Source organism: Erythrobacter litoralis (assembly GCF_001719165.1).
Taxonomy (GTDB): domain Bacteria; phylum Pseudomonadota; class Alphaproteobacteria; order Sphingomonadales; family Sphingomonadaceae; genus Erythrobacter; species Erythrobacter litoralis.
This window is the reverse complement of the sequence record NZ_CP017057.1, coordinates 291,312-309,564: the sequence shown is the minus strand read 5'-3', so window position 1 is coordinate 309,564 and position 18,253 is coordinate 291,312. Positions and strand designations below refer to the sequence as shown.

The following is an 18,253-nucleotide window of genomic DNA, read 5'->3' as shown; positions in this document are numbered from 1 at the left end:
CTTCACTTACCGCAAGCCCAACAGAACGTCGAAGATCTCGCTGGCGACCTGTATGACGCGCCCGTTGGCCTCGAAGGCTTGCTGTAGGCGAACCAGATTGGCCGCCTCCTCATCAAGATCGACGCCAGTCTCGCGCAGCAATTCCGCTTCGGCGCTAGCGGCAACGATGCCCAAGCCCTCGCGCTGGCTGTCAAGCCCTGCAACTCTGCTCGAAAGACCGAGCAGAAGTGCATCAACGCTGGCGGTCGGCCCAGTACTATTGCCGAGCGCAGTGATTAGACCGCCCAAGTTGGTGGTATCACGGCTCCCGGCAGGAGCCCCAGCAGTGGCGGTTGCAATCCCTGCGCCCGATCCAAGGACGATTGTTATGTCGGCTGCGGCGGTGCCTGCGAATATTGGCTGACCGGGTGTGCCGTCGGCAGCGACCCCAGTGCCCTGCGCGCCATTGACGAGTGACACGGTCGATACTGCAATTCCATCCAACTGCGTCTGGAGGCTCGCGATTGCACCGAGCGCCGCAGCGCGCCCAGCCATCGCACCGCTCATGGGAACATACGGCTGCCCATCCACTTCAAATGACAAAGTACCATCTGGCGCGACGGAAAGGTCAAAGCCAATTGCGGAACCGCCTTGCACAAGCGCCGCCGGGGGACTCCCCGACAAAGTGACATCGACCGTGCCATTGGCATTAAAAGAGGGCACAATACCGATTTGTTCTGCCAATCCGCGCAGTGCTGCATCGCGTTGGTCGAGCAACGCGGCTTTAGAAGCAGTGCCTTCCTGAGCGGCAACGAGATCTTGATTCACTCTCGCCAGTTCATCGGCAAAGCCCCGAACACTCAGCAAGTCGGCCTCAGCTTCGGATACAGTCAGCAGTCTTGCATTGCCGAGAGCGTTATCGGCAGTGCCAAAAGTTGCTGCGAGCTGGCGAGCAGTCTCGAGCGCCGAGACCCGTAAGGCGGGGTTGAGGGGGTCACTTTCTAGGCGTGCCAACGCCGCTTCGAAGTCAACCAGGTTATCGAAAAGTCCCGAGTTTTCCAAGGCGGTTTCAGCCTCGCGCATTGCCGAATACTCGGCCGATGCATTGGCTAATGCAGAAGCGCTGTCGCGCGCCTGACGTTGCACCAAAGCGCTGCCTGCGCGTTCGATCCCGCCGATCCGGACTCCACCAAGCGAATTTGAGGAGTTGAGTCCTATGGAGGCACTCATGACCAGCTCGCTCTGGCCTAGCGTTCGCCTCGCATAATCTGGATTTGCCGCATTTGCGACGTTTTGAGCAGTCAGCTCAAGGCTTGCGCGAGATGCAGTCAAACCGCTGCGCCCGATGTAGAAGAGAGCGGTCGGCATTACGAATCTCCCTTCTCTTCGATATATCGTGCCAGCTGCGCCTCGATGCTCCGGGCTAATCCGAAGCTCCCAGATGCTGCCGCGATCTCAGCAAAGTGCTCATCGCGCATCTTCTCGAACTGCCGGAGCCCGCCCCCAGTAAGGGGGGTGTCCTCCGTAAAGCTCGCGGCCCGCGCCGTTTCGAGCATTCGTCGCAGCATGATTGCCTCGAAACCCTCGGCCGCCTTGCGCAGCTCCGCGCGTTCAGGCGAAATGGTGGCTTCTGGACTGCCAGCAGATGGAAGGGCGCGAGAGATGATCACAGCACTACCATTTCCGCCTGGAGCGCCCCGGCTTGCTTGAGGCTTTCGAGGATGACTACGAGGTCTGCAGCGCCCACGCCCAACAGATTGAGAGCATCGACAATCTCGGAAAGCGAGGCAGCACCCGGCATCAGCGCGACCCGATCTGATCGCTCGGTGACGCTGATATCGCTCGAGGGTTCCACTGCAGTACGGCCAAGGCTGAAAGGCTCCGGCTGAACCACCACGGGATCTTCGTCAATCCGGATGACCAGCTTGCCGTGACTCACCGCTGCTGGCGACAGACGGACTGCCTCGTTGATCACGACCGTTCCGGTCCGACTGTTGACGATCACCCGCGCCGCAACAGGGGCCGGGGTTACCGGCAACATTTCTATCTCGGCCATCAGCGCCGAACGAATATCGTTTCCAAACGGCAGCGCGAGCTCGATGCTCACTCCATCAGCGATCCGTGCAGTGCCTGGAAAGCGTTGGTTGATCGCGTCGCGAACGCGCGAAGCGGTGAGAAAGTCGGCTTGGTGAAGGTTAAAGCGTAGACTCCCTTCGCGATCGAACCCGGTCGAGACCGCTCGCTCGACTGTGGCTCCGTCTGCGATTCTCCCTACTGTTGAGACATTGACTGTGAGTTGCGATCCGTCACGCCCCGTCACTCCGAGACCGCCCACGGCCACATTGCCCTGTGCCATCGCGTAGATCTGCCCATCCGCCCCGTAGAGAGGCGCCAGCACCAGGGCGCCGCCACGCAGACTGCGGGCTTGACCGAGGGTGGAGACAGTGATGTCGATGCGCTGACCAGGCTTCGCAAATGCCGGCAGTTCGGCGGTAATGATTACCGCTGCTGCGTTGCGGAGATTGGGGCTTACCCCTGGAGGAAGCTGAAGGCCCAATCGGCCCGAAACACCTCGCATTGCCTCGGTTACATAAGCGAGGTTGTCATCACCGGTGCCTTGAAGGCCCACAACCACCCCGTAGCCGGTGAGCTGGTTCGCGCGGAGGCCTTCAAACTCGCCGACGTCGCGAATCCGCTCTGCTGCGGCGGCAGCCGGGAGCAGGGCTGCAACCAGCACTGCCAGTAGTGCCATCACGGATCGAGTAATCTTCACGAGCTTTCTCCCGGAACCATCACAAAGGCGAAATGAAATTAAAGAAGCGAGACAGCCATCCTGGTCTGCTCGCTTGCTGAACGGCGCCCTTGCCCGAGTAGATGATCCGGGCATTCGCGACCTGCGCCGACGAGAGGCGGTTGTCGCTGTCGATATCGATCAGGCGAATACGCCCGGCGAATTGAATCCACTCATCTCCTTGGCTCAACGACATTTGCTTTTCTCCCACCACTTCAGCCGTTCCATTGGGGTAAATCGCTGCGATGGTCACTGCGACTGCGCCGGAAAGGCGGCTGCGTTGCGAAGCACTCCCTCCTCCTCTGAACGTCCCTTCGCTCGCAGCTTTAAGGGCTTCGGGGTTTAGGAAGTCGAGCGGCCCGGAGACCGGGGGGGTGATCGAGAAGCTTCCGCCGCGGTCAGTCTGGCCTGCCGTGCTTTTCTGGGTTGAGGTATTCTCAACCAACACGATGGTCAGCATGTCTCCGAGCATTCGGGCACGGGTGCCAGTATGCAGTCCGGAATATCCGGACCCGGTCTGGAGTATCGCGCCTGCACTTCCGGTTGGCCTGGGCACAGTGAAGGACGCACCACCGGCCGTGGCGACGACTGTCGGCACCCCTGGCGGGGGTGGTGCCACAAACCCCGGTTGTGGGCCAGAACCGGCTCCCATACAGGCAGCCGCGAAAAGCAGTAGTGGAGATACTAGAAGCGTGCGCAGGTCCATGATCGGGCTCTTCCTCACAAAGTCTGGTTGGCATTGCGCAGCATCTCGTCGACTGCGCTGACCATCTTGGAGTTTATTTCATAGGCGCGCTGCGCTTCGATCATCTCGACGAGCTCCTCGACGACGTTGACATTAGAGCCCTCGAGCATTCCCTGACGTACCTGGCCCCGTCCATTTTCCCCTGCCAAACCGATTTCGGCGGGTCCGCTTGCCGCAGTCTCAATCAGGAAGTTATCACCAATCGCCCGCAAGCCGGCGGGGTTTACAAAGCTTGCCAAAGTGAGCTGTCCAAGCTGCACTGGAGCAGGGTCTTGGGCAGTGACAGCGCTGATGGTGCCATCGGGCGCAATGGAGATCGACTGGGCGCCTTGCGGGACTTGGACCGGAGGTTGAACCGCATAACCTTGGGAGGTGATGAGCTGACCCTCAACAGATAGAGTAAAGTTTCCTGCTCGGGTGAATGCGATCTGTCCGCCAGGGGGAAGCTCGACTTGAAAGTAGCCTGGTCCGTCGAGCGCAAGGTCAAGCGAATTGCCCGTTCCGTTGAGCGTCCCCTGAGTTTCAATTCGAGTTGTACCTTGGATCTGAACGCCCGTACCAAGGTTCAAGCCGACGGCGAAGGCAGTCTGCCCGGTAGATTGTTGGCCTGCAATACGTTGTTCCTGGTAGGCGAGCGTCGCGAAATCGGCCCGGTCACGCTTGAAGCCAGTGGTACCGATATTGGCAAGGTTGTTGGCGATGACGCGCATCCGCGCGTCTTGGGCTTCGAGCCCAGTCCGAGCGACATGGAGAGCGGAAGTAGGCATTGGACTAGCTCCTGAATCTTATTATCACCGCAGGCCCATCAGGCGGCTGCTGGCTTCATCGAGATCATTGGCGGTGCGGATGATCTTGGCACGCTGCTCGAACGCGCGCTGCGCGTCGATCATTTGGACCAAGGTTTCTGCTGTTTCGACGTTGGATTGTTCGAGAGACCCGGGGGTCACGCGCGCAGTTGGGTCAGGCGGCAGAACCCCGCCATTTGGTACTTTCAGAAAGCTATCGACGCCTTTCGCAATCTGGCTACCCTCAGGTGAAACGAGCTTGATCCGGTCAAGAACCTGTGCCGGTTCGCGTGGAGCCGCCGGATCATTCGCGAGGATCGTGCCATCACCTGCAACGGCTATGCTGAAACCGGCAGGTACGGAAATCGGACCACCTCCCTCCCCCAACACCGGGAGCCCATCGCCATTCTCCAGCACGCCTGAGGCCGCCACACTCAAGTCTCCCCGGCGTGAATAAACCTCTCCTGCCGGCCCTTGCAGGGCGATCAGGGCGTTGCCCTGCACGGCAATGTCGAGGGGGCGACCCGTGGGAATTACCCGCGCCGTAGTTAGGTCGGCGCCGCGCACAAGGCCACGCGCCATGGCTCGCGCCTCGATGGAGCCGTCCTTTAATGTCGCCGGCGTGACGGCGAAAAGCTCCTGTCGAAAGCCCGGTGTGGAAGCATTCGCAAGGTTGTTCGCGACGGCCCGCTGCCGGTCCATTGCAGCGTTCATCGAAGTCAGCGCGGTATAGATCATCCGGTCCATCAGTCAGTGCTCATCGCTGGAGATTGATGACAGTCTGCGATATCGTGGTCGCCGTATCGATCGCTCGAGCGTTCGCCTGGAAGTTGCGTTGAGCAGTCAATAGACCAACCATTTCCTCGGCGAGATCGACGTTCGAACGCTCGAGTGCTCCGCTGATCAAGTCGCCATAATTCCCAATTCCAGGGTTCCCGAAAGCCGGGGCTCCGGAGTCGCCCGAGGCTTCCCATTTCGTCTGCCCAACGGCTCGCAGGCCTGTAGGAGAGGCAAAAGTGGCCAACGCCACCTGTCCTACCGCAACCGCGGTGCCATCGGCATAAGCTGCATTTATGGTACCTCGGCCGTTGATAGTGACATTGGCGAGCGCGGAACCCGCTGCATTGGTCAAGGGCACCGTGACGTCGACCGGCACTGCTGCAGTCGGATTTCCGGCTGCATCAACGGGGAAAGCCTGCAGCTGGCTTCCAAGCGAGTCCTGTACTGCGCCAGTTGCCGAGATCTGCAAATTGCCGTTGCGGGTAAAGCTGAGATCTCCAGAGACGGGGTTAGCAAAAGCGAGAAAGCCGTCACCATTGATCGCGAGGTCGAGGCTGCGGCCAGTTTGTTCAATCGGCCCGAGTGCGAAGTCCTGCGTGATCGCGGAAACTGTCGCCCCGATGCCGGCGGTACGGCGCGGATCGGTGTTCGAACCGGACGCTACGAGGTCCGCGAACTGGGCCGAACTCTTCTTGAAGCCGACAGTCTCTGCATTGGCGATGTTATGGGCGATGACCCGCAGGTCGGTTTCGGCGTTCTTGAGGCCGCTAAGAGAGGTGAAGAAAGACATCAGTTTTCGTCCTTTGCTGCAACTTGTTTCAGGGCTTGGGAACTCAAGGCATTCGACCGGTTCCGCTTTGCACCTCAATCAATCGGTCGAGCTTGGCGGAAATTTCATCGAGGGTCGCAGTGGATTCGCTCGTCGCAGCGAGTGTTGAGAACTGCGCCATCTGTGCCAGCATCGCTTCATTGTTGACCGGCTCAAGCGGATCCTGAAACGATAACTGAGTCGTAAGAAGGCGCATGAAATCCGCTTGATCGAGCGAGCCCAGACCCCCCGCACCGGAAAGTCGGGACGGCGTATTTAGCCGATCGAGCACTGGATTGGATGTCTGCGAGTTCACAGTATTCATGATCAATTGCTCCTGAGTGTTTCGAGCATCAGCTGCTTGGCGGTCTGCAGCGCCTGCACGAGATTCTGATACTGACGCGCACTTTCCATGATCTCGACCATCTCTGCGCTCTCATCCACCGGTGCTTCCCAGACATGGCCGTCGGCGTCAGCGAGAGGGTGAGCTGGGTCATATCGTCTTGTCGGTGCAACTTCCGAGCGCACGAGTTCACTGCTGGTCACACTTGCCAAACCCGAAGCGCGGTCGAGTTCCGTTGCAAAGACGGCGCGGATTGGCCGGTAGGCGCCATCCTCAGTGCTCGACACTGACCCGGCATTGGCGAGATTGGACGTAGCCACGTTCATTCGCACCATCTGAGCTTGCATGGCGCGTTCGGTCAGCGAGAACAGGGTCATGGGGGCACGATCTGGCATCGTTATTCGCCCTTCAGCGCGCGAGTGATCGTGTTAACCTTGCCCTGAACAAAGGACAGCGTTGCGCTGTAAGCCAATGCGTTCTCGGCGAAAGCAACCTGTTCGCGCCCCAGCTCCACGGTATTCCCGTCAAGCGCAGGCATTGTTGGGCTTCGATAGACGAGAGCCGGACCAGAAACTTCCGTCGAAGTTCCTCGCTGACGCAACATCCGGGCCTCAAGCGCGGCGTTAAAGTCAATATCGCGCGCCTTGTAGCCGGGCGTTGCAGCATTCGCGATGTTGGACGCAAGCACGCCCATGCGTTGCGAACGCAATTCTAGCGCTGCGCCGTGAATACCAAAGATTTGTTCACTCATGGCAAGAAGCCTTTTCGAGCTAGATTGCGGTCTCGGTGCCGAAGGTGCCTCCAGCGGTGAAGGAGGATGCACGAAGCGTGCCAAATCAATTGCTGGCTTCAGAAGAAGCCTAGGCGTTGGTCCATGAGATATTGAGAACGCAATGACCGGCAACTGTTTGCCGGTGCCAAGGAAATCTTTTGCCAGGCTTATGCAGCGTGCATTGCCGTCTGACACGATCCCTTAATCAGGCTCTTCCCTGCCCGTTCTATCTTTTAAGTATAGTCAGCCGGGAGATCCAAGTCAGTGCCAAGCGAGCTCACTCGATTGCTGGACGGCGAGGCATTGCTGATCGTGGTAGCGGGAACCCTCCTCGCAAGCCTAGCCAGGTGCGGATTTCGGAACCTATTCGGGGCAGTCCATGCGGGGTTCACCCTAATCCACAAGCACTTCGATGAGGCGAGCAACCGCGCCGCACTTGCGCGCATTGTGCGGTCAATTGAGCATTCCGGTCCTCTCGCTGTCGAAAGCCCACTACCGCCGGATCCGGAACTGGCGCGGCTGCTCGAAAGCTATCTGCGCAGCGGCTCGCCTTCGGCAATGTTCAGCATGCGAGCCGCGCAGCAGAAATCAAGCGAAGCTCGGATGAGCGAAGCAGCGAATGTGTTGGTCGTAGCCGCGGAACTCGCTCCAATGTTTGGGCTTGTGGGGACCCTGTACAGCATAACCAACCTTGCCCCAGCCGGAGCAGTGAACACCCTCGAGACAACGATGAGCGCGATCGCCACGGCGGTGACATCTACACTTTACGGAGTGCTGCTCGCGCATCTCATCTGCCTCCCAATCGCTGCCATGATCGAGCGACGCGCAAAACTCGAGGCCCGCTTGCGGGACGCTCTGTTGGAGTGGTTTGCAAGCCAGCTGACCAGCCCAGTGGTTACCGCTGCAAAGCAGCCAAAGATCCGGGGCGTGGCATGAGCCCGAGCCGGCTGATTCCGAACGCGAACGGGTGGCAGCTGATCCTTGCCGATCTTGCCCTTATACTCTTTCTCGTGACCTTGGCTGCTCTTCCGTCATCATTCGCGGACGGAAACCCTGAAGGAGAGCGCTCCCAGAAGCCGACAATCTCAGCCTCCCAGGCGTTGTATCGTCCGATCGCGGGCGGCCCAACGCTTCGCGAATGGCTAGGAGACCAGCCGCGAGACCCGCGGGCAACATTGACAATCTTCGCGACATATCGACCCGGGGGAGAGGCCCAAGCATGGCAAGCGAGCGAAAGGCTGGTTTCGAGCCTGAATGATCCCCAGGTCGCAGTCCGCACGATAATCTCGCGAGGGCGGGAAGATCACATCTATGCCAGTCTCGCCTATGACAGTGTTGCCGATCTGGCAGACTCGACATTCTAGATGAAAACGACGCGGTTCCGACCGGCCGCCTTGGCTTGGTACAAGGCGGCATCCGCCCGTGCGAGCGCGGAACGCGTATCGCTGTCTTCGGTTACCTCGGCAATACCAGCCGAGAAGGTGATCTGCCCGAACGGCTGACCGGTGAACCGATCACGCAGTCTCCTGGCCGCCTGCGCACGCCGGATGCTGTCAAGCTTGGCAAGCGCAGCCTGCTTGTCCAGTCCATAGAAAAGCACGACAAATTCTTCACCGCCGTGCCGCGCGACGAAGCATTGATCGCTTGCGTGCTCACTGAGTGTGTCGGCAATCGTGCACAGGACACGATCGCCGGCATCATGACCATACCGATCGTTGATCTGCTTGAACCGATCAACATCGCAAAAGCCGATGCAAAGCGGCTCAGACTTCGACCGGGCCTCGCTAGCCGCCGACACCAATCGCCGTTCAAAGGCTCGGCGATTTGGCAGCCTTGTCAGATGGTCGACGTCCGCTTCCATCCGTGCCGTAGCGAGGCTGGCGCGCAGCCGCCGCGCCTCGTCCTGACTACGTTCCATAGCTTGCTCGACCCGTTCGATGCGCTCGAGCACTGCCCTTGACAGCTCCACCACCCGATCAAGTTCCGCGACCATCCCGCCGGGCGCCGCGACGTCAGCGATTGCCTCGATCTGCGCACCCAGCGCACCGCGGTGGTCGCTGGTTTCATCCTGCGCCATCTTGGTCGTTTGGGCGAACCGCATGAGCGAATACTCAAGTTTATCCATGAGCTGCTCGAGCTCGGCTATGCGTCCATTCGTTCCCGGATCAAGCCTTGCAAGCGTATCAAGCCATCGCTGGTCGATCGGTTCACCCGACAATTCCCGAGCTGTAAAAGCCTGCGCGAGCTCGGCATCCGCGCCGGACAAGGCGGCGCAGATCGCGGCGAGATTGGCTGAGTTGACGCCAAGCCCGTGCTCAATGACGAAATCGCCGATCCGCTCGAGCAGTTCTTTTTGCGCTTCCACCGCGCGCGAGGGAGGAGCGGATTGCTCTTCCGCAGTTGGACCAGTCCGGGTCGCCCGGATCAATCGATCGCGCGCGCCGGAGCGCAGAAATTGAGGATAGGGCACCTCCAAGGCCTCCCAGCAAGTCACCAGAGTTAAGCGGCTCCATAATCAAGGTTTGCTTAAGGCGTTCACGGTTTCGGACTTGGGAAAAGTCCTTAGCTCGCGTTTGCAGGAGCCGACCACAGAATTGGCATGACTCTTGCTTCTCTTCCGGTGGTAGATTAAAGAAGCACGGAGACCTTCGATGATGAAAGATTCCTCTCGCAAAACCGCGAGGCGTATCGCGAGCGTCCGTTGGCGAACGTCATTGGCGATTGGGGCTCTTTGGTGTCTCAGCCTTCCAGTAGCGGCCGCTGGCGGTGCTCCAGCAGGCAGCCATATCGACCCCAGCGAAATCGATGAGGCGGTAATCGCCTTCACAGGCGCAGAAGTTGGAAAACCGGGCGGACCGCGCCTGCCTTCGGATCGTCGCCTTCGGCTGGCGGCATGTGCGGAGCCGCTTCTCACCGAATGGTTCGGCACCGCGCGAAGCACTGTTCAGGTTTCCTGCAGCGGCCCCGAGAGCTGGCGCATCTTTATTGCCACCAGTCCCCTACAAGGACAGGCGGCACGCAATAACGTCGTGAAGCGCGGTGATGCCCTCACCATATTGATCCGCGGACGAGGCTTTTCGGTTCAACAAGCTGGCGAGGCGATGGAGAGCGGAGCGGCGGGCGACTGGATTTTTGTGCGAACTTCGCGCAAGGCTGAGCCGCTGCATGCCCGAATTGAAAGACCAGGGCTAGCTGTCGTTCCAGCGGGATGACACTAGAACCGGATATCAGACTTAAACTTACCTAAACTTGGCCGTCCTGGGTAACAGGATTCTTGCAGGAGACCCGAGATGCCCTCTGTCGAATTGAGCAAGTTGCAAGGCGTCAGTTCCGCCCGCTCTCTTTCGGAGACCGACCGGACCCAGCCAACCGCACGAAAGGCCTCGGCTTCTACCGACCAGGCGAAGCAAGCTGCTGCGCGTGGGGTCAGCATCGAAGTCCGCAGCGAAGTCGATGCCGTCACTCCGCCGATCGACCGGGAACGCGTAGAACAAATTCGCGCGGCGTTGCAGGATGGATCCTACCCGCTTGTCCCGACCAAAATCGCAGACGCGATGATCGCAGCCCAGATTAGCTTCGAGTTGCCTCGATGAAAGACGAGATAATGGCGCACGAAACTCCGAGTGACCTTGCCGGCAAATTGCGGCAGATGATTGCCGTACTCGAGGCAGAGCGGCAAGCGCTTGCCTCGCTAGAGCCGGAAGCAATATCGGATTGCGCGCGTGACAAAGAAAGCCTGTGCGACGTTCTGAGGCCGAGCGTTGGTTACACGCTGGACCCAGAGACTAGGGAGCTTGCCTTGACGGCGAGCAGGCTCAACGAGGTTAACCGCCGAGTTCGCAACCTGCTTGCTGCCAATGTTGCAGCGCGCATCGAAGCACTGGGAGACCCGAACCAAGTGCGTTGCACTTACGGGCGCGCAATCGGATAGGCCCAAAATTGCATTGTGGCTCACCACGACCGAATGAACTCGAATTGGCACGCTTTTTGCTACGTGGGTTCTGAAAGCGCCGCCGTTCTGCGGCGTTGCCAGACCGAGCGGAACTGCAGTGAGCCAACCACCTGCCATATCGTACCCCTCTGGCGGGATCCGGGTCGCGTTCGAAGCGGCGTCGCGCTCCTATGAAAGCGCGCGAGACGAACTGAAACGCGGCGGGGAAGACCCGGCGCGTGCGTCGAAAACCGTACACGCGCGCGACCCCATCGAAGCGGCCATCGCGAAGGCTTCCCGAAAAACGGGCATAGATTTCAATTTTCTGATTGCGCAAGCGCAGGTCGAGTCCTCCATGGACCCTTCCGCAAAGGCTCGCACATCGAGCGCTAAGGGCCTTTATCAATTCATCGACAGCACATGGCTGCAAACGCTGCGCAAACACGGCAGCCGGTTTGGTCTCGGTAATATCGCCGCTGAAATCGGGATCAATGCGCGCGGCCAAGCGCATGTTGCCGCTCCTGCCAAGCGCGAGGCAATCCTGGCGCTTCGCGAAAACCCGCAGGTGGCGGCGTTAATGGCGGCAAGTCTAGCCGAGGATAATCGCGATTTCCTGACACCTATTCTAGGGCGCGAGCCGGATCCTGCCGAGCTCTACCTCGCGCATTTCCTCGGTGCCGAGGGAGCGGGTAGATTCCTGTCGGCGATGACCAAAGATCCAACGCAGAACGCAGTAGCGCTCTTTGCTCGACCGGCGGCAGCCAACAGAGCAGTATTCTATGAGAGGAGCGGCAGTCCGCGAAGCCTTGCCGGCGTCCTCGAACATCTATCAACAAAGCTTGAGGGGGCGCTCGGGTCTGCACGCAGGCGCGTCCATGCGGTTATCCAACAAACAGAGCCCAGCCCGAGAGCACCTCAGGTAGACCTTGCCATGGCCGATGGATCGTTCGCCCCCCCCCGCCAGCGACCTTCCCTTCCATCTCTGGAAACAACTCGCGCTAGCGGTTCGGCAATCGGCGCATCCGTGAGCGGTAGGGCCCCGATTTCGCAAATTCTCTACGCGACGTTCTTGGCACCGGCAGGCGAAAATTCCGCCACGCAGGAACAGGTCCGGCACGCATATGACCGGCTCAAGGAGTTTGGACTGTGACCACCGCTGTCTCGAACGGATCTGCAATCATTGAACGGCTGCGGCTGGCGCCCGCGGCAATGGCATTGCCGGTCGGCATCTTCGCGCTCTTTGCCTTGATGGTGCTTCCCATTCCTCCAGTCCTGCTTGATATCTTTTTCGTACTCAATATCGCCATATCCGTCGCCGTGCTTATGGTTGCGCTGAATGCTCGGACCCCTGTCGAGTTTTCGTCTTTTCCCACGGTGCTGCTTTTCGCAACTTTGCTGCGACTCGCGCTCAACGTTGCATCGACGCGAGTGGTGCTGGTAGCTGGTCACGAGGGCGGCGCGGCGGCTGGACAGGTGATCGAGAGCTTCGGCGAGTTCCTTGTCGGCGGGAATTTTGCCGTCGGCCTATTCGTGTTCTGCATCCTGATGATCATCAATATGATCGTCGTGACAAAGGGAGCAGGGCGCGTTTCGGAAGTTTCGGCACGGTTCGTTCTCGACGCTTTGCCTGGCAAGCAGATGGCGATCGACGCGGATATTGCTGCAGGGCTTATAAGTTCCGAGGAAGCTCGCGATCGACGTTCACAAGTCTCAGTCGAAGCCGATTTCTATGGTTCGATGGATGGCGCCTCGAAGTTTGTCAAAGGCGATGCCCTAGCAGCTCTGCTGATCCTCGGGGTCAATATCATCGCCGGCTTTGCGCTCGGCATGGTCAGTCATGGCCTCACTGCCACCGAAGCTGGCGAGCTTTATGTGACGCTTGCCGTCGGCGATGCGCTAGTCGCGCAAGTTCCTGCCCTACTGCTCTCAATAGCAGCAGCCGCGATAGTCACCCGGGTTTCGGACAAGAGCGATCTGACTGGCCAGATCGGCAGGCAATTCTCAGATGCTAGGGGCTGGTTGCCGGTTGCGGTCATCCTTGCTGCAATTGGCCTTGTTCCCGCTATGCCGCAGTCCATCTTCCTACCAGGAGCGGCGGTTGCAGGAGGCATCTGGTGGCACTTGCGTCGCAAGTCTGCCGAACCGACCCCTGCCCATGAGCCGATCGAGGGTCCTTCGCCAGATGCGATCGAGCTCGCAGATGTGAGCGACCAGACACTGGTTACTATAGAGCTCGGCTATGGCCTTTTGCATCTAGTGGACAAGGAGAAGGGAGCGCTGCTCGCAACGCGCATCACGGGTATCCGAAAGCAGCTATCGCGCGACCTTGGCTTTGTCCTGCCCCAGTTCCGTATTCGCGACTCGCTTGACCTCGGAGCATGCGATTATGCGGTGCTTATGGGCGGGATCAGCATTGCGCGCGGCACCGTGCGTGCAGGGAAGCTCCTCGCAATTGACGCCGGCGATGTGCGCTCGGGCCGATCGCACGAAGACATGGGATTACATGGAGAGCCCACTCACGACCCGAGCTTCAATTGCCCGGCCTTGTGGATCGAGCCCGCCCTGCGCGACCAAGCCATTGCCGAGGGCTTCATGGTTGTGGACGCCAGCACAGTGATTGGCACGCATGCCAACCAGGCGTTGCTAGGCGAAGCGCATCAATTACTGGGTCCGGAAGAAGTGCGAGAGTGGCTTGACGAACTCAAACTACACGCACCCGCCTTGGTCGAGGCCGTCCATCCCGACCCGCTTTCTCTCGCGGCTCTGACCCGTATCCTGCGCGCGCTTTTGGCCGATGGGATCGGCCTTGCTCATCCGCAACCTCTCTTCACTAGTCTCGCTCTAGCGCTGCAGAAAACACAGGATTTCGACACGCTCATCGACGCAATACGAGCTGATTTCGGCGCGCGACTTGTTGCGAGGGTTTGTCCGCCGGGCGAGCAGCTCAAGGTCGCAACGCTCGATGCCTCGCTAGAGTCCGCGATCCTTGGGGGCATGGTCGATCCTGGCACGGGCCAACCGCTCATTGAGCCGGATTGCGGCAGCATGATCGTAAAAACAGTAAATCGTCTTCTAACCGAGCAGGCGGGCCCTATTGCTCTTATCGTGCAGCCTCCCGCGAGGCGCGCCCTTGCTGCTTTGCTCAAGCATCGTGCACGCGGATGCCTCGTGATTTCAATCAACGAACTTCCCGCCTCGCAGACAGTCGAAGTCGTTGGGATAATAGGTGGCTCGAATGGCGCAGCATCTCCCAGCGACGAAACCTTGTCCGATTCTTCGTCGTCTAATCGCAATGAGGTCGCCGCATGAAGCACGATCCACGCGCATTTGCTGCTAAAGCCTATTCTGCCACCTATGCTTCTGTTTCGCAGGATGACGTCAAACGCCGCGTGCGGCAATTTTTGCCGCTTGTCCGGCGATCTGCTTGGCACATCTATGGGGCCGGTCGCGACGGACTCGAGGTGGAAGATCTAATGCAGGCTGGCATCGTGGCACTTACCGAATGCGCGCACCGGCATTCCGGACCGACCGAAGACGGTTTCGCAGCATATGCGAAAATTCGTGTCCGTGGGGCGATGCTCGATCAAGTCCGGCGCAACCGGCACGACAGTAGATTAGCCAGGCGCAAGCGCGTTCGCTACGAGCAAACCCTCGAGAAATTGCGTACGGAGCTGGGACGCGAACCAGATCGTGGCGAAGTTTCAAAGGCTATGAACCTGAGCGATCGCGAATTGCTCGATATCGAAGCGTCAGGCATTACAATCAGCTCGATCAGTGAGGAATATGATGATGGCAACGTAGCATTTGCGAGCGAGGATCCCGATCCTTTTGAATTGCTCTGCGAGGCCGAGGATCGTAACTTATTAGTGAATGCCATGGCCGAGTTGCCTGAACGGCTCAAATTGGTCCTTCAATTGTTCTTCGTCGAAGAACTAAATCTCACTGAAATCGCAGCCGTGCTTAGCGTGAGTGTGCCGCGGGTGCACCAGCTTCGGGCAAAGGCACTTGCCGATCTAAGAACGCTTATTGAACAGATTCGTTGACGAGGAAATCGACCCATCTGCTTCCCGGGTTTATGTTGTGTGTGCGTGGGCGAGCCAAAAAATGTTGGTTTTTTTGAGCGCAGGTCTTACGGCACTTGGCGCCCCCCTTTGTGATTATCGCTTCGCCCCTGCCCCAGCTACTCTTCGTGACACAGGGCCCCGCACTATGGCGAGCAAACCACGAGCCAGTAAGGAAAACCTCGATACTCAGAAGATAAAGAGGCTCGCCAGACCTAATAATCCACCGAGCAAGGCTGACAACACAACGAGGATTGACGTCCGCCTATCGAGCCATTCCGTGAAACGGCGACGAGACGACCGCGACCTTGGCCCAGGCTGGGCTATCGCCTGACGAGTGCCAATAAGCGACGCATCGCTGGCTTGACCCAGGACCTTGGCGATCCGCTCACTTTTTTTGCAATCGCTGGGCTTACCGACAACCCAGTCACGCGCGGCTAGCATCGCTTCGGCGGCCGCGAGCTCTTCTGGGTCTACACTGCCGCCTTGGAGGTGCAAAATGAAGGCCTTGGGCAGCTTCTCGTCGAACTGAATGCCGATGACATCGCCAATCGCCCAACGAGTTGTCCCGAACACTTTCAGGTTGCCAAGGGTTAGCCATAAGTCTGAGCCTGCTTCGATCGAATGCTCGGGTTGAATTTTCGCTCCACCAAGGGATAAATCGACTACCAGGCAGCGTACGGTGCCCGATGTAGTCGCGACGAAAGTTCGCAAGCCCAGCTCTGCCCGCCCGAAGCTTCTTTGGCAGAAAATTCTCTCGTTCGATCTGGTGGTTGCGGCAGCATTCATCTGCAAAGTGTCGCAGATTTTAGTGAATCAATCTGTCTTCGGGGCATTCGGAAACGCCCTTATATAATAAAAAGTCGAAAACCGCTTTTTTAAATTCCAACCCTTTCTTGGGTAACCGCATTCCCGCACTTCGATAAAGCGAAGGCCGCGGCAACTAGAAATGTTGCTGCATTCCGCAATCTATTAACAATCTCGTTGGCTTCCGGCATCGGCTTCAGAGATGCAATTGAAGGGCCCGTGCAGTTCTAAGGAAACCCTTCTCTGTCAGGGCCACGCTCTCACTTTCAGTACCGACGCTCATCTTTACAAGCAATTGCCTGCTTTCCAAAACTTCGAGCCAACGAAGAGCAACAGAAGAAGGACAGCTCAGAGCTTCACACAAAGCGAGGACTGACAATGGAGCGCCTCTTACACGAGCCTGAAACAGTTCGAGCACTACATCACAAGCGGGGCTAACAGCGAAACCGTCAAGCTCGAAGATCTCGTCGATCTTTCTTCGTGATTGCTGTAAAGCAGACGCTAAAGCACTAAGCGTCTCGCTGCTGGCCAAAACCTCTCCGTCAGGACTGCCAATTCCCCTTACTTCGAGAGCTATAGCTTCGATCCGATCTGCGATCGCATCGCCAGCAGCTTTCTTAAAGACGCCTTGTCTGGCAGTAGAGGTTGAATTTGAAATTTCGCGACCCTTCACAACAGACCCTTTCGACGATTTCTATTGGCAACTTTAAACCGAATGGCGCCAGTCGGAAAGGCATTTGAGGCAAACCGTGAGCAAATTGTTGCGCATTGACCGGTTGTGGCGCATTAACCGAATGCCATGCGGTGATCTGGGCATGATGTTGCTTTCATCGTTATGTGTTGCAAAACGGGACCGCGGGTCTTGACCGCTTGCGGTTCCGATCGTGCCGCGTAGGGCCCGCGGCGCCGACCGACTGCGGGCAACTCGATGTGCTCGCCAGGATTTGATGGGACAACATGGCTGATCCGCTAGATAGGTGGGAAGATAGCGATTTGGAACGTGCGCTTCTTCTCGTTGAACAAGCTCTCGAGCTTTGCGACGATCTCGGCTTCAGTTTCGCCGCGATCGATCTGTGTGCAGCGCTAGAAAAGCTGAAAGAGTTGAGAGCAGAGTAAGCGCGAATAACTTCTTTACTAAGCGGATGCTTAATTTAGGTCGAACGCAGCCCTGCAGGTTCTTAGCACACCTGAGCATTCGCGTAGATTAGTCCGTAATCAACGAGCAAACTGTCCAGTCGAATCAGGTGTGCACTACGCGTCCTAATAGCGGCAAGTTCTCTGGTTAAAGAGAGGCTGCCACTCAGAACGTAGCAATAATATCGTAAAAATGTTTTGGCGTAAATATCTAGCTACAAGTACGAACCACGCCCCCGGGGACAGAAAGGGGCCATCGTCTCACGGCCGCAAGCAGGGCTCTCTCCCCCCAACATCTGCTCAGAAACAAATTTGGCGTTCGTCCAACCTGGCTTGGCAATGGGTTTCCATTGAGCTGGGTAGGTGAGGGGGAATTGGGACACGGCTGCAAGCCAATAAGTTTCCTCGCGAAATTCGGTCGACACCCCTCCTCGCTAAGTTGTTCTTGATAGGCGCGCACATCTGCACCAATAAAACTGTTGCCTCAAGGTTCAGATTTGACACCTCCGGTGTTCGACAATTCCACATCAATTGACTTGATCCGCTGCACTTTAGGCGGATCAGCTAATTTGTGCGAGTTAGCCGGCGTCATTCGTGAAAGGCCTACTACTACTATTTGGACGGCGGTTCCTAGCGTGCGCCCCCCGGGCCTTCACGCGGACTTTGCAACCCGCTCGTCGTGGTTCGCTCCCGCCTCGTCGCGCCTATCCCGGGCTGCTCGCGCTTATTCGGAACATCCATCCAGCGCACCCGTAAATATCGTGAACCATCAACACAAATATGGAGACGAAGCATATGAGCATCGCGACCCTGAAAGACCTCTACATTGACCAGCTTCAGGACATTTACAGCGCCGACAAGCAGTCGCTTGAAGCCACGAAGAAACTGCGCGAATGCGCTACTTCGGAAACGCTCAAAGACGCGCTAGATGCCGGTACCGACGGCATCAAGCAGGGCATCGAAAAGGTGCGCGGCATCATTAAGACGCATGACGCCGATCCGACCGACGAATTCTGCAAGGGCATGGAAGGGCTCGTCAAGGAAGCGCACGCTCACGCCATCGACGCCGATAACATCAAGGACGAAGACGTCCGCGATGCATCGATCATCGCCCAGTATCAGCGCATGACTCATTACGGGATTGCGGGTTACGGCACTGCAGCAAGCTTCGCGCGCCGTCTCGGCCTAGAGGACGACGCAAAAATCCTGAGGGATTGCCTCGATAACACCTATGGCGGTGACCGCACGATGACCGACATCGCCTCGGGCGAAGTGAACCGGCAGGCAATGGCCTGATCCGAGAAGACAATGCCGGGG

Annotated in this window: 22 protein-coding genes; 9 read left to right on the top strand and 13 right to left on the bottom strand. The window is 58.3% G+C overall.

Annotation, left to right across the window (positions count from 1 at the left end):
* Nucleotides 1-6: 6 nt before the first annotated feature.
* From flgK to flgB, 10 genes are all read right to left on the bottom strand, one after another.
* A complete protein-coding gene (gene flgK / locus Ga0102493_RS01470; RefSeq protein ID WP_034905602.1) occupies nucleotides 7-1,347 on the bottom strand; it encodes a flagellar hook-associated protein FlgK in 1,341 nt (446 codons plus the stop codon).
* The gene (locus Ga0102493_RS01465) at nucleotides 1,347-1,649 is read right to left on the bottom strand and encodes a rod-binding protein (protein ID WP_081845733.1); all 303 of its coding nucleotides are present in this window, start codon (nucleotides 1,647-1,649) and stop codon (nucleotides 1,347-1,349) included. Before Ga0102493_RS01465 ends, flgK begins: the two co-directional genes overlap by 1 nt.
* Complete coding sequence (locus Ga0102493_RS01460; protein ID WP_051698320.1) at nucleotides 1,646-2,731, bottom strand: flagellar basal body P-ring protein FlgI; 1,086 nt, start codon at nucleotides 2,729-2,731, stop codon at nucleotides 1,646-1,648. Before Ga0102493_RS01460 ends, Ga0102493_RS01465 begins: the two co-directional genes overlap by 4 nt.
* Before the next feature lie 40 nt (nucleotides 2,732-2,771).
* The gene (locus Ga0102493_RS01455; protein WP_236922352.1) at nucleotides 2,772-3,422 is read right to left on the bottom strand and encodes a flagellar basal body L-ring protein FlgH; all 651 of its coding nucleotides are present in this window, start codon (nucleotides 3,420-3,422) and stop codon (nucleotides 2,772-2,774) included.
* Between the two features lie 68 nt (nucleotides 3,423-3,490).
* Nucleotides 3,491-4,282 carry a flagellar basal-body rod protein FlgG gene (gene flgG / locus Ga0102493_RS01450; RefSeq protein WP_034905607.1) on the bottom strand — a complete coding sequence of 264 codons (792 nt, stop codon included), beginning with the start codon at nucleotides 4,280-4,282 and terminating at the stop codon, nucleotides 3,491-3,493.
* A gap of 24 nt (nucleotides 4,283-4,306) precedes the next feature.
* Nucleotides 4,307-5,047 (bottom strand): flagellar basal body rod protein FlgF, encoded by a 741-nt coding sequence (locus tag Ga0102493_RS01445; RefSeq protein WP_034905609.1) that lies wholly within the window; start codon nucleotides 5,045-5,047, stop codon nucleotides 4,307-4,309.
* A 10-nt stretch (nucleotides 5,048-5,057) separates the two neighbouring features.
* Nucleotides 5,058-5,870, bottom strand: coding sequence for a flagellar hook-basal body protein (locus Ga0102493_RS01440; protein WP_034905610.1), 813 nt, complete (start codon nucleotides 5,868-5,870; stop codon nucleotides 5,058-5,060).
* 43 nt (nucleotides 5,871-5,913) lie between these two features.
* Complete coding sequence (locus Ga0102493_RS01435) at nucleotides 5,914-6,213, bottom strand: flagellar hook assembly protein FlgD (protein WP_034905611.1); 300 nt, start codon at nucleotides 6,211-6,213, stop codon at nucleotides 5,914-5,916.
* A 2-nt stretch (nucleotides 6,214-6,215) separates the two neighbouring features.
* On the bottom strand, nucleotides 6,216-6,608 hold the full coding sequence (gene flgC / locus Ga0102493_RS01430) for a flagellar basal body rod protein FlgC (RefSeq protein WP_150132386.1): 393 nt from the start codon (nucleotides 6,606-6,608) through the stop codon (nucleotides 6,216-6,218).
* 20 nt (nucleotides 6,609-6,628) lie between these two features.
* The gene (flgB, locus tag Ga0102493_RS01425; protein WP_034905614.1) at nucleotides 6,629-6,982 is read right to left on the bottom strand and encodes a flagellar basal body rod protein FlgB; all 354 of its coding nucleotides are present in this window, start codon (nucleotides 6,980-6,982) and stop codon (nucleotides 6,629-6,631) included.
* A gap of 306 nt (nucleotides 6,983-7,288) precedes the next feature.
* Between flgB and Ga0102493_RS01420 the strand changes: the two genes are divergently transcribed.
* Nucleotides 7,289-7,939 (top strand): MotA/TolQ/ExbB proton channel family protein, encoded by a 651-nt coding sequence (locus Ga0102493_RS01420; RefSeq protein ID WP_069297417.1) that lies wholly within the window; start codon nucleotides 7,289-7,291, stop codon nucleotides 7,937-7,939.
* Between the two features lie 424 nt (nucleotides 7,940-8,363).
* Here Ga0102493_RS01420 and Ga0102493_RS01410 read toward each other — a convergent pair whose 3' ends face one another.
* Nucleotides 8,364-9,473 carry a GGDEF domain-containing protein gene (locus tag Ga0102493_RS01410; protein WP_236922351.1) on the bottom strand — a complete coding sequence of 370 codons (1,110 nt, stop codon included), beginning with the start codon at nucleotides 9,471-9,473 and terminating at the stop codon, nucleotides 8,364-8,366.
* A 181-nt stretch (nucleotides 9,474-9,654) separates the two neighbouring features.
* Between Ga0102493_RS01410 and Ga0102493_RS15560 the strand changes: the two genes are divergently transcribed.
* The 6 genes from Ga0102493_RS15560 to Ga0102493_RS01385 all read left to right on the top strand — a co-directional run bounded on the left by Ga0102493_RS15560 (nucleotide 9,655) and on the right by Ga0102493_RS01385 (nucleotide 14,977).
* Entirely contained in the window at nucleotides 9,655-10,215 is a 561-nt protein-coding gene (locus Ga0102493_RS15560; RefSeq protein WP_081845735.1) for a flagella basal body P-ring formation protein FlgA, read from the top strand.
* A 78-nt stretch (nucleotides 10,216-10,293) separates the two neighbouring features.
* On the top strand, nucleotides 10,294-10,596 hold the full coding sequence (gene flgM, locus Ga0102493_RS01405; protein WP_034905618.1) for a flagellar biosynthesis anti-sigma factor FlgM: 303 nt from the start codon (nucleotides 10,294-10,296) through the stop codon (nucleotides 10,594-10,596).
* Complete coding sequence (locus Ga0102493_RS01400; RefSeq protein ID WP_034905619.1) at nucleotides 10,593-10,934, top strand: hypothetical protein; 342 nt, start codon at nucleotides 10,593-10,595, stop codon at nucleotides 10,932-10,934. The genes flgM and Ga0102493_RS01400 overlap by 4 nt, the downstream gene beginning before the upstream one ends.
* Nucleotides 10,935-11,052: 118 nt before the next feature.
* A complete protein-coding gene (locus Ga0102493_RS01395; protein WP_051698301.1) occupies nucleotides 11,053-12,084 on the top strand; it encodes a transglycosylase SLT domain-containing protein in 1,032 nt (343 codons plus the stop codon).
* Between the two features lie 59 nt (nucleotides 12,085-12,143).
* Nucleotides 12,144-14,243 carry a flagellar biosynthesis protein FlhA gene (locus tag Ga0102493_RS01390; RefSeq protein ID WP_081845737.1) on the top strand — a complete coding sequence of 700 codons (2,100 nt, stop codon included), beginning with the start codon at nucleotides 12,144-12,146 and terminating at the stop codon, nucleotides 14,241-14,243.
* Entirely contained in the window at nucleotides 14,240-14,977 is a 738-nt protein-coding gene (locus Ga0102493_RS01385) for a sigma-70 family RNA polymerase sigma factor (RefSeq protein ID WP_034905621.1), read from the top strand. Before Ga0102493_RS01390 ends, Ga0102493_RS01385 begins: the two co-directional genes overlap by 4 nt.
* Nucleotides 14,978-15,184: 207 nt before the next feature.
* Here Ga0102493_RS01385 and Ga0102493_RS15555 read toward each other — a convergent pair whose 3' ends face one another.
* On the bottom strand, nucleotides 15,185-15,784 hold the full coding sequence (locus tag Ga0102493_RS15555; protein ID WP_034905623.1) for a PilZ domain-containing protein: 600 nt from the start codon (nucleotides 15,782-15,784) through the stop codon (nucleotides 15,185-15,187).
* A 214-nt stretch (nucleotides 15,785-15,998) separates the two neighbouring features.
* Nucleotides 15,999-16,475, bottom strand: a complete 477-nt coding sequence (locus Ga0102493_RS15840) for a hypothetical protein (protein ID WP_150132384.1) — start codon at nucleotides 16,473-16,475, stop codon at nucleotides 15,999-16,001.
* Nucleotides 16,476-16,759: 284 nt separating this feature from the next.
* Between Ga0102493_RS15840 and Ga0102493_RS16075 the strand changes: the two genes are divergently transcribed.
* Entirely contained in the window at nucleotides 16,760-16,918 is a 159-nt protein-coding gene (locus tag Ga0102493_RS16075; protein WP_161490023.1) for a hypothetical protein, read from the top strand.
* 813 nt (nucleotides 16,919-17,731) lie between these two features.
* Nucleotides 17,732-18,232 (top strand): ferritin-like domain-containing protein, encoded by a 501-nt coding sequence (locus Ga0102493_RS01375; RefSeq protein WP_034905726.1) that lies wholly within the window; start codon nucleotides 17,732-17,734, stop codon nucleotides 18,230-18,232.
* Nucleotides 18,233-18,253: the final 21 nt, after the last annotated feature.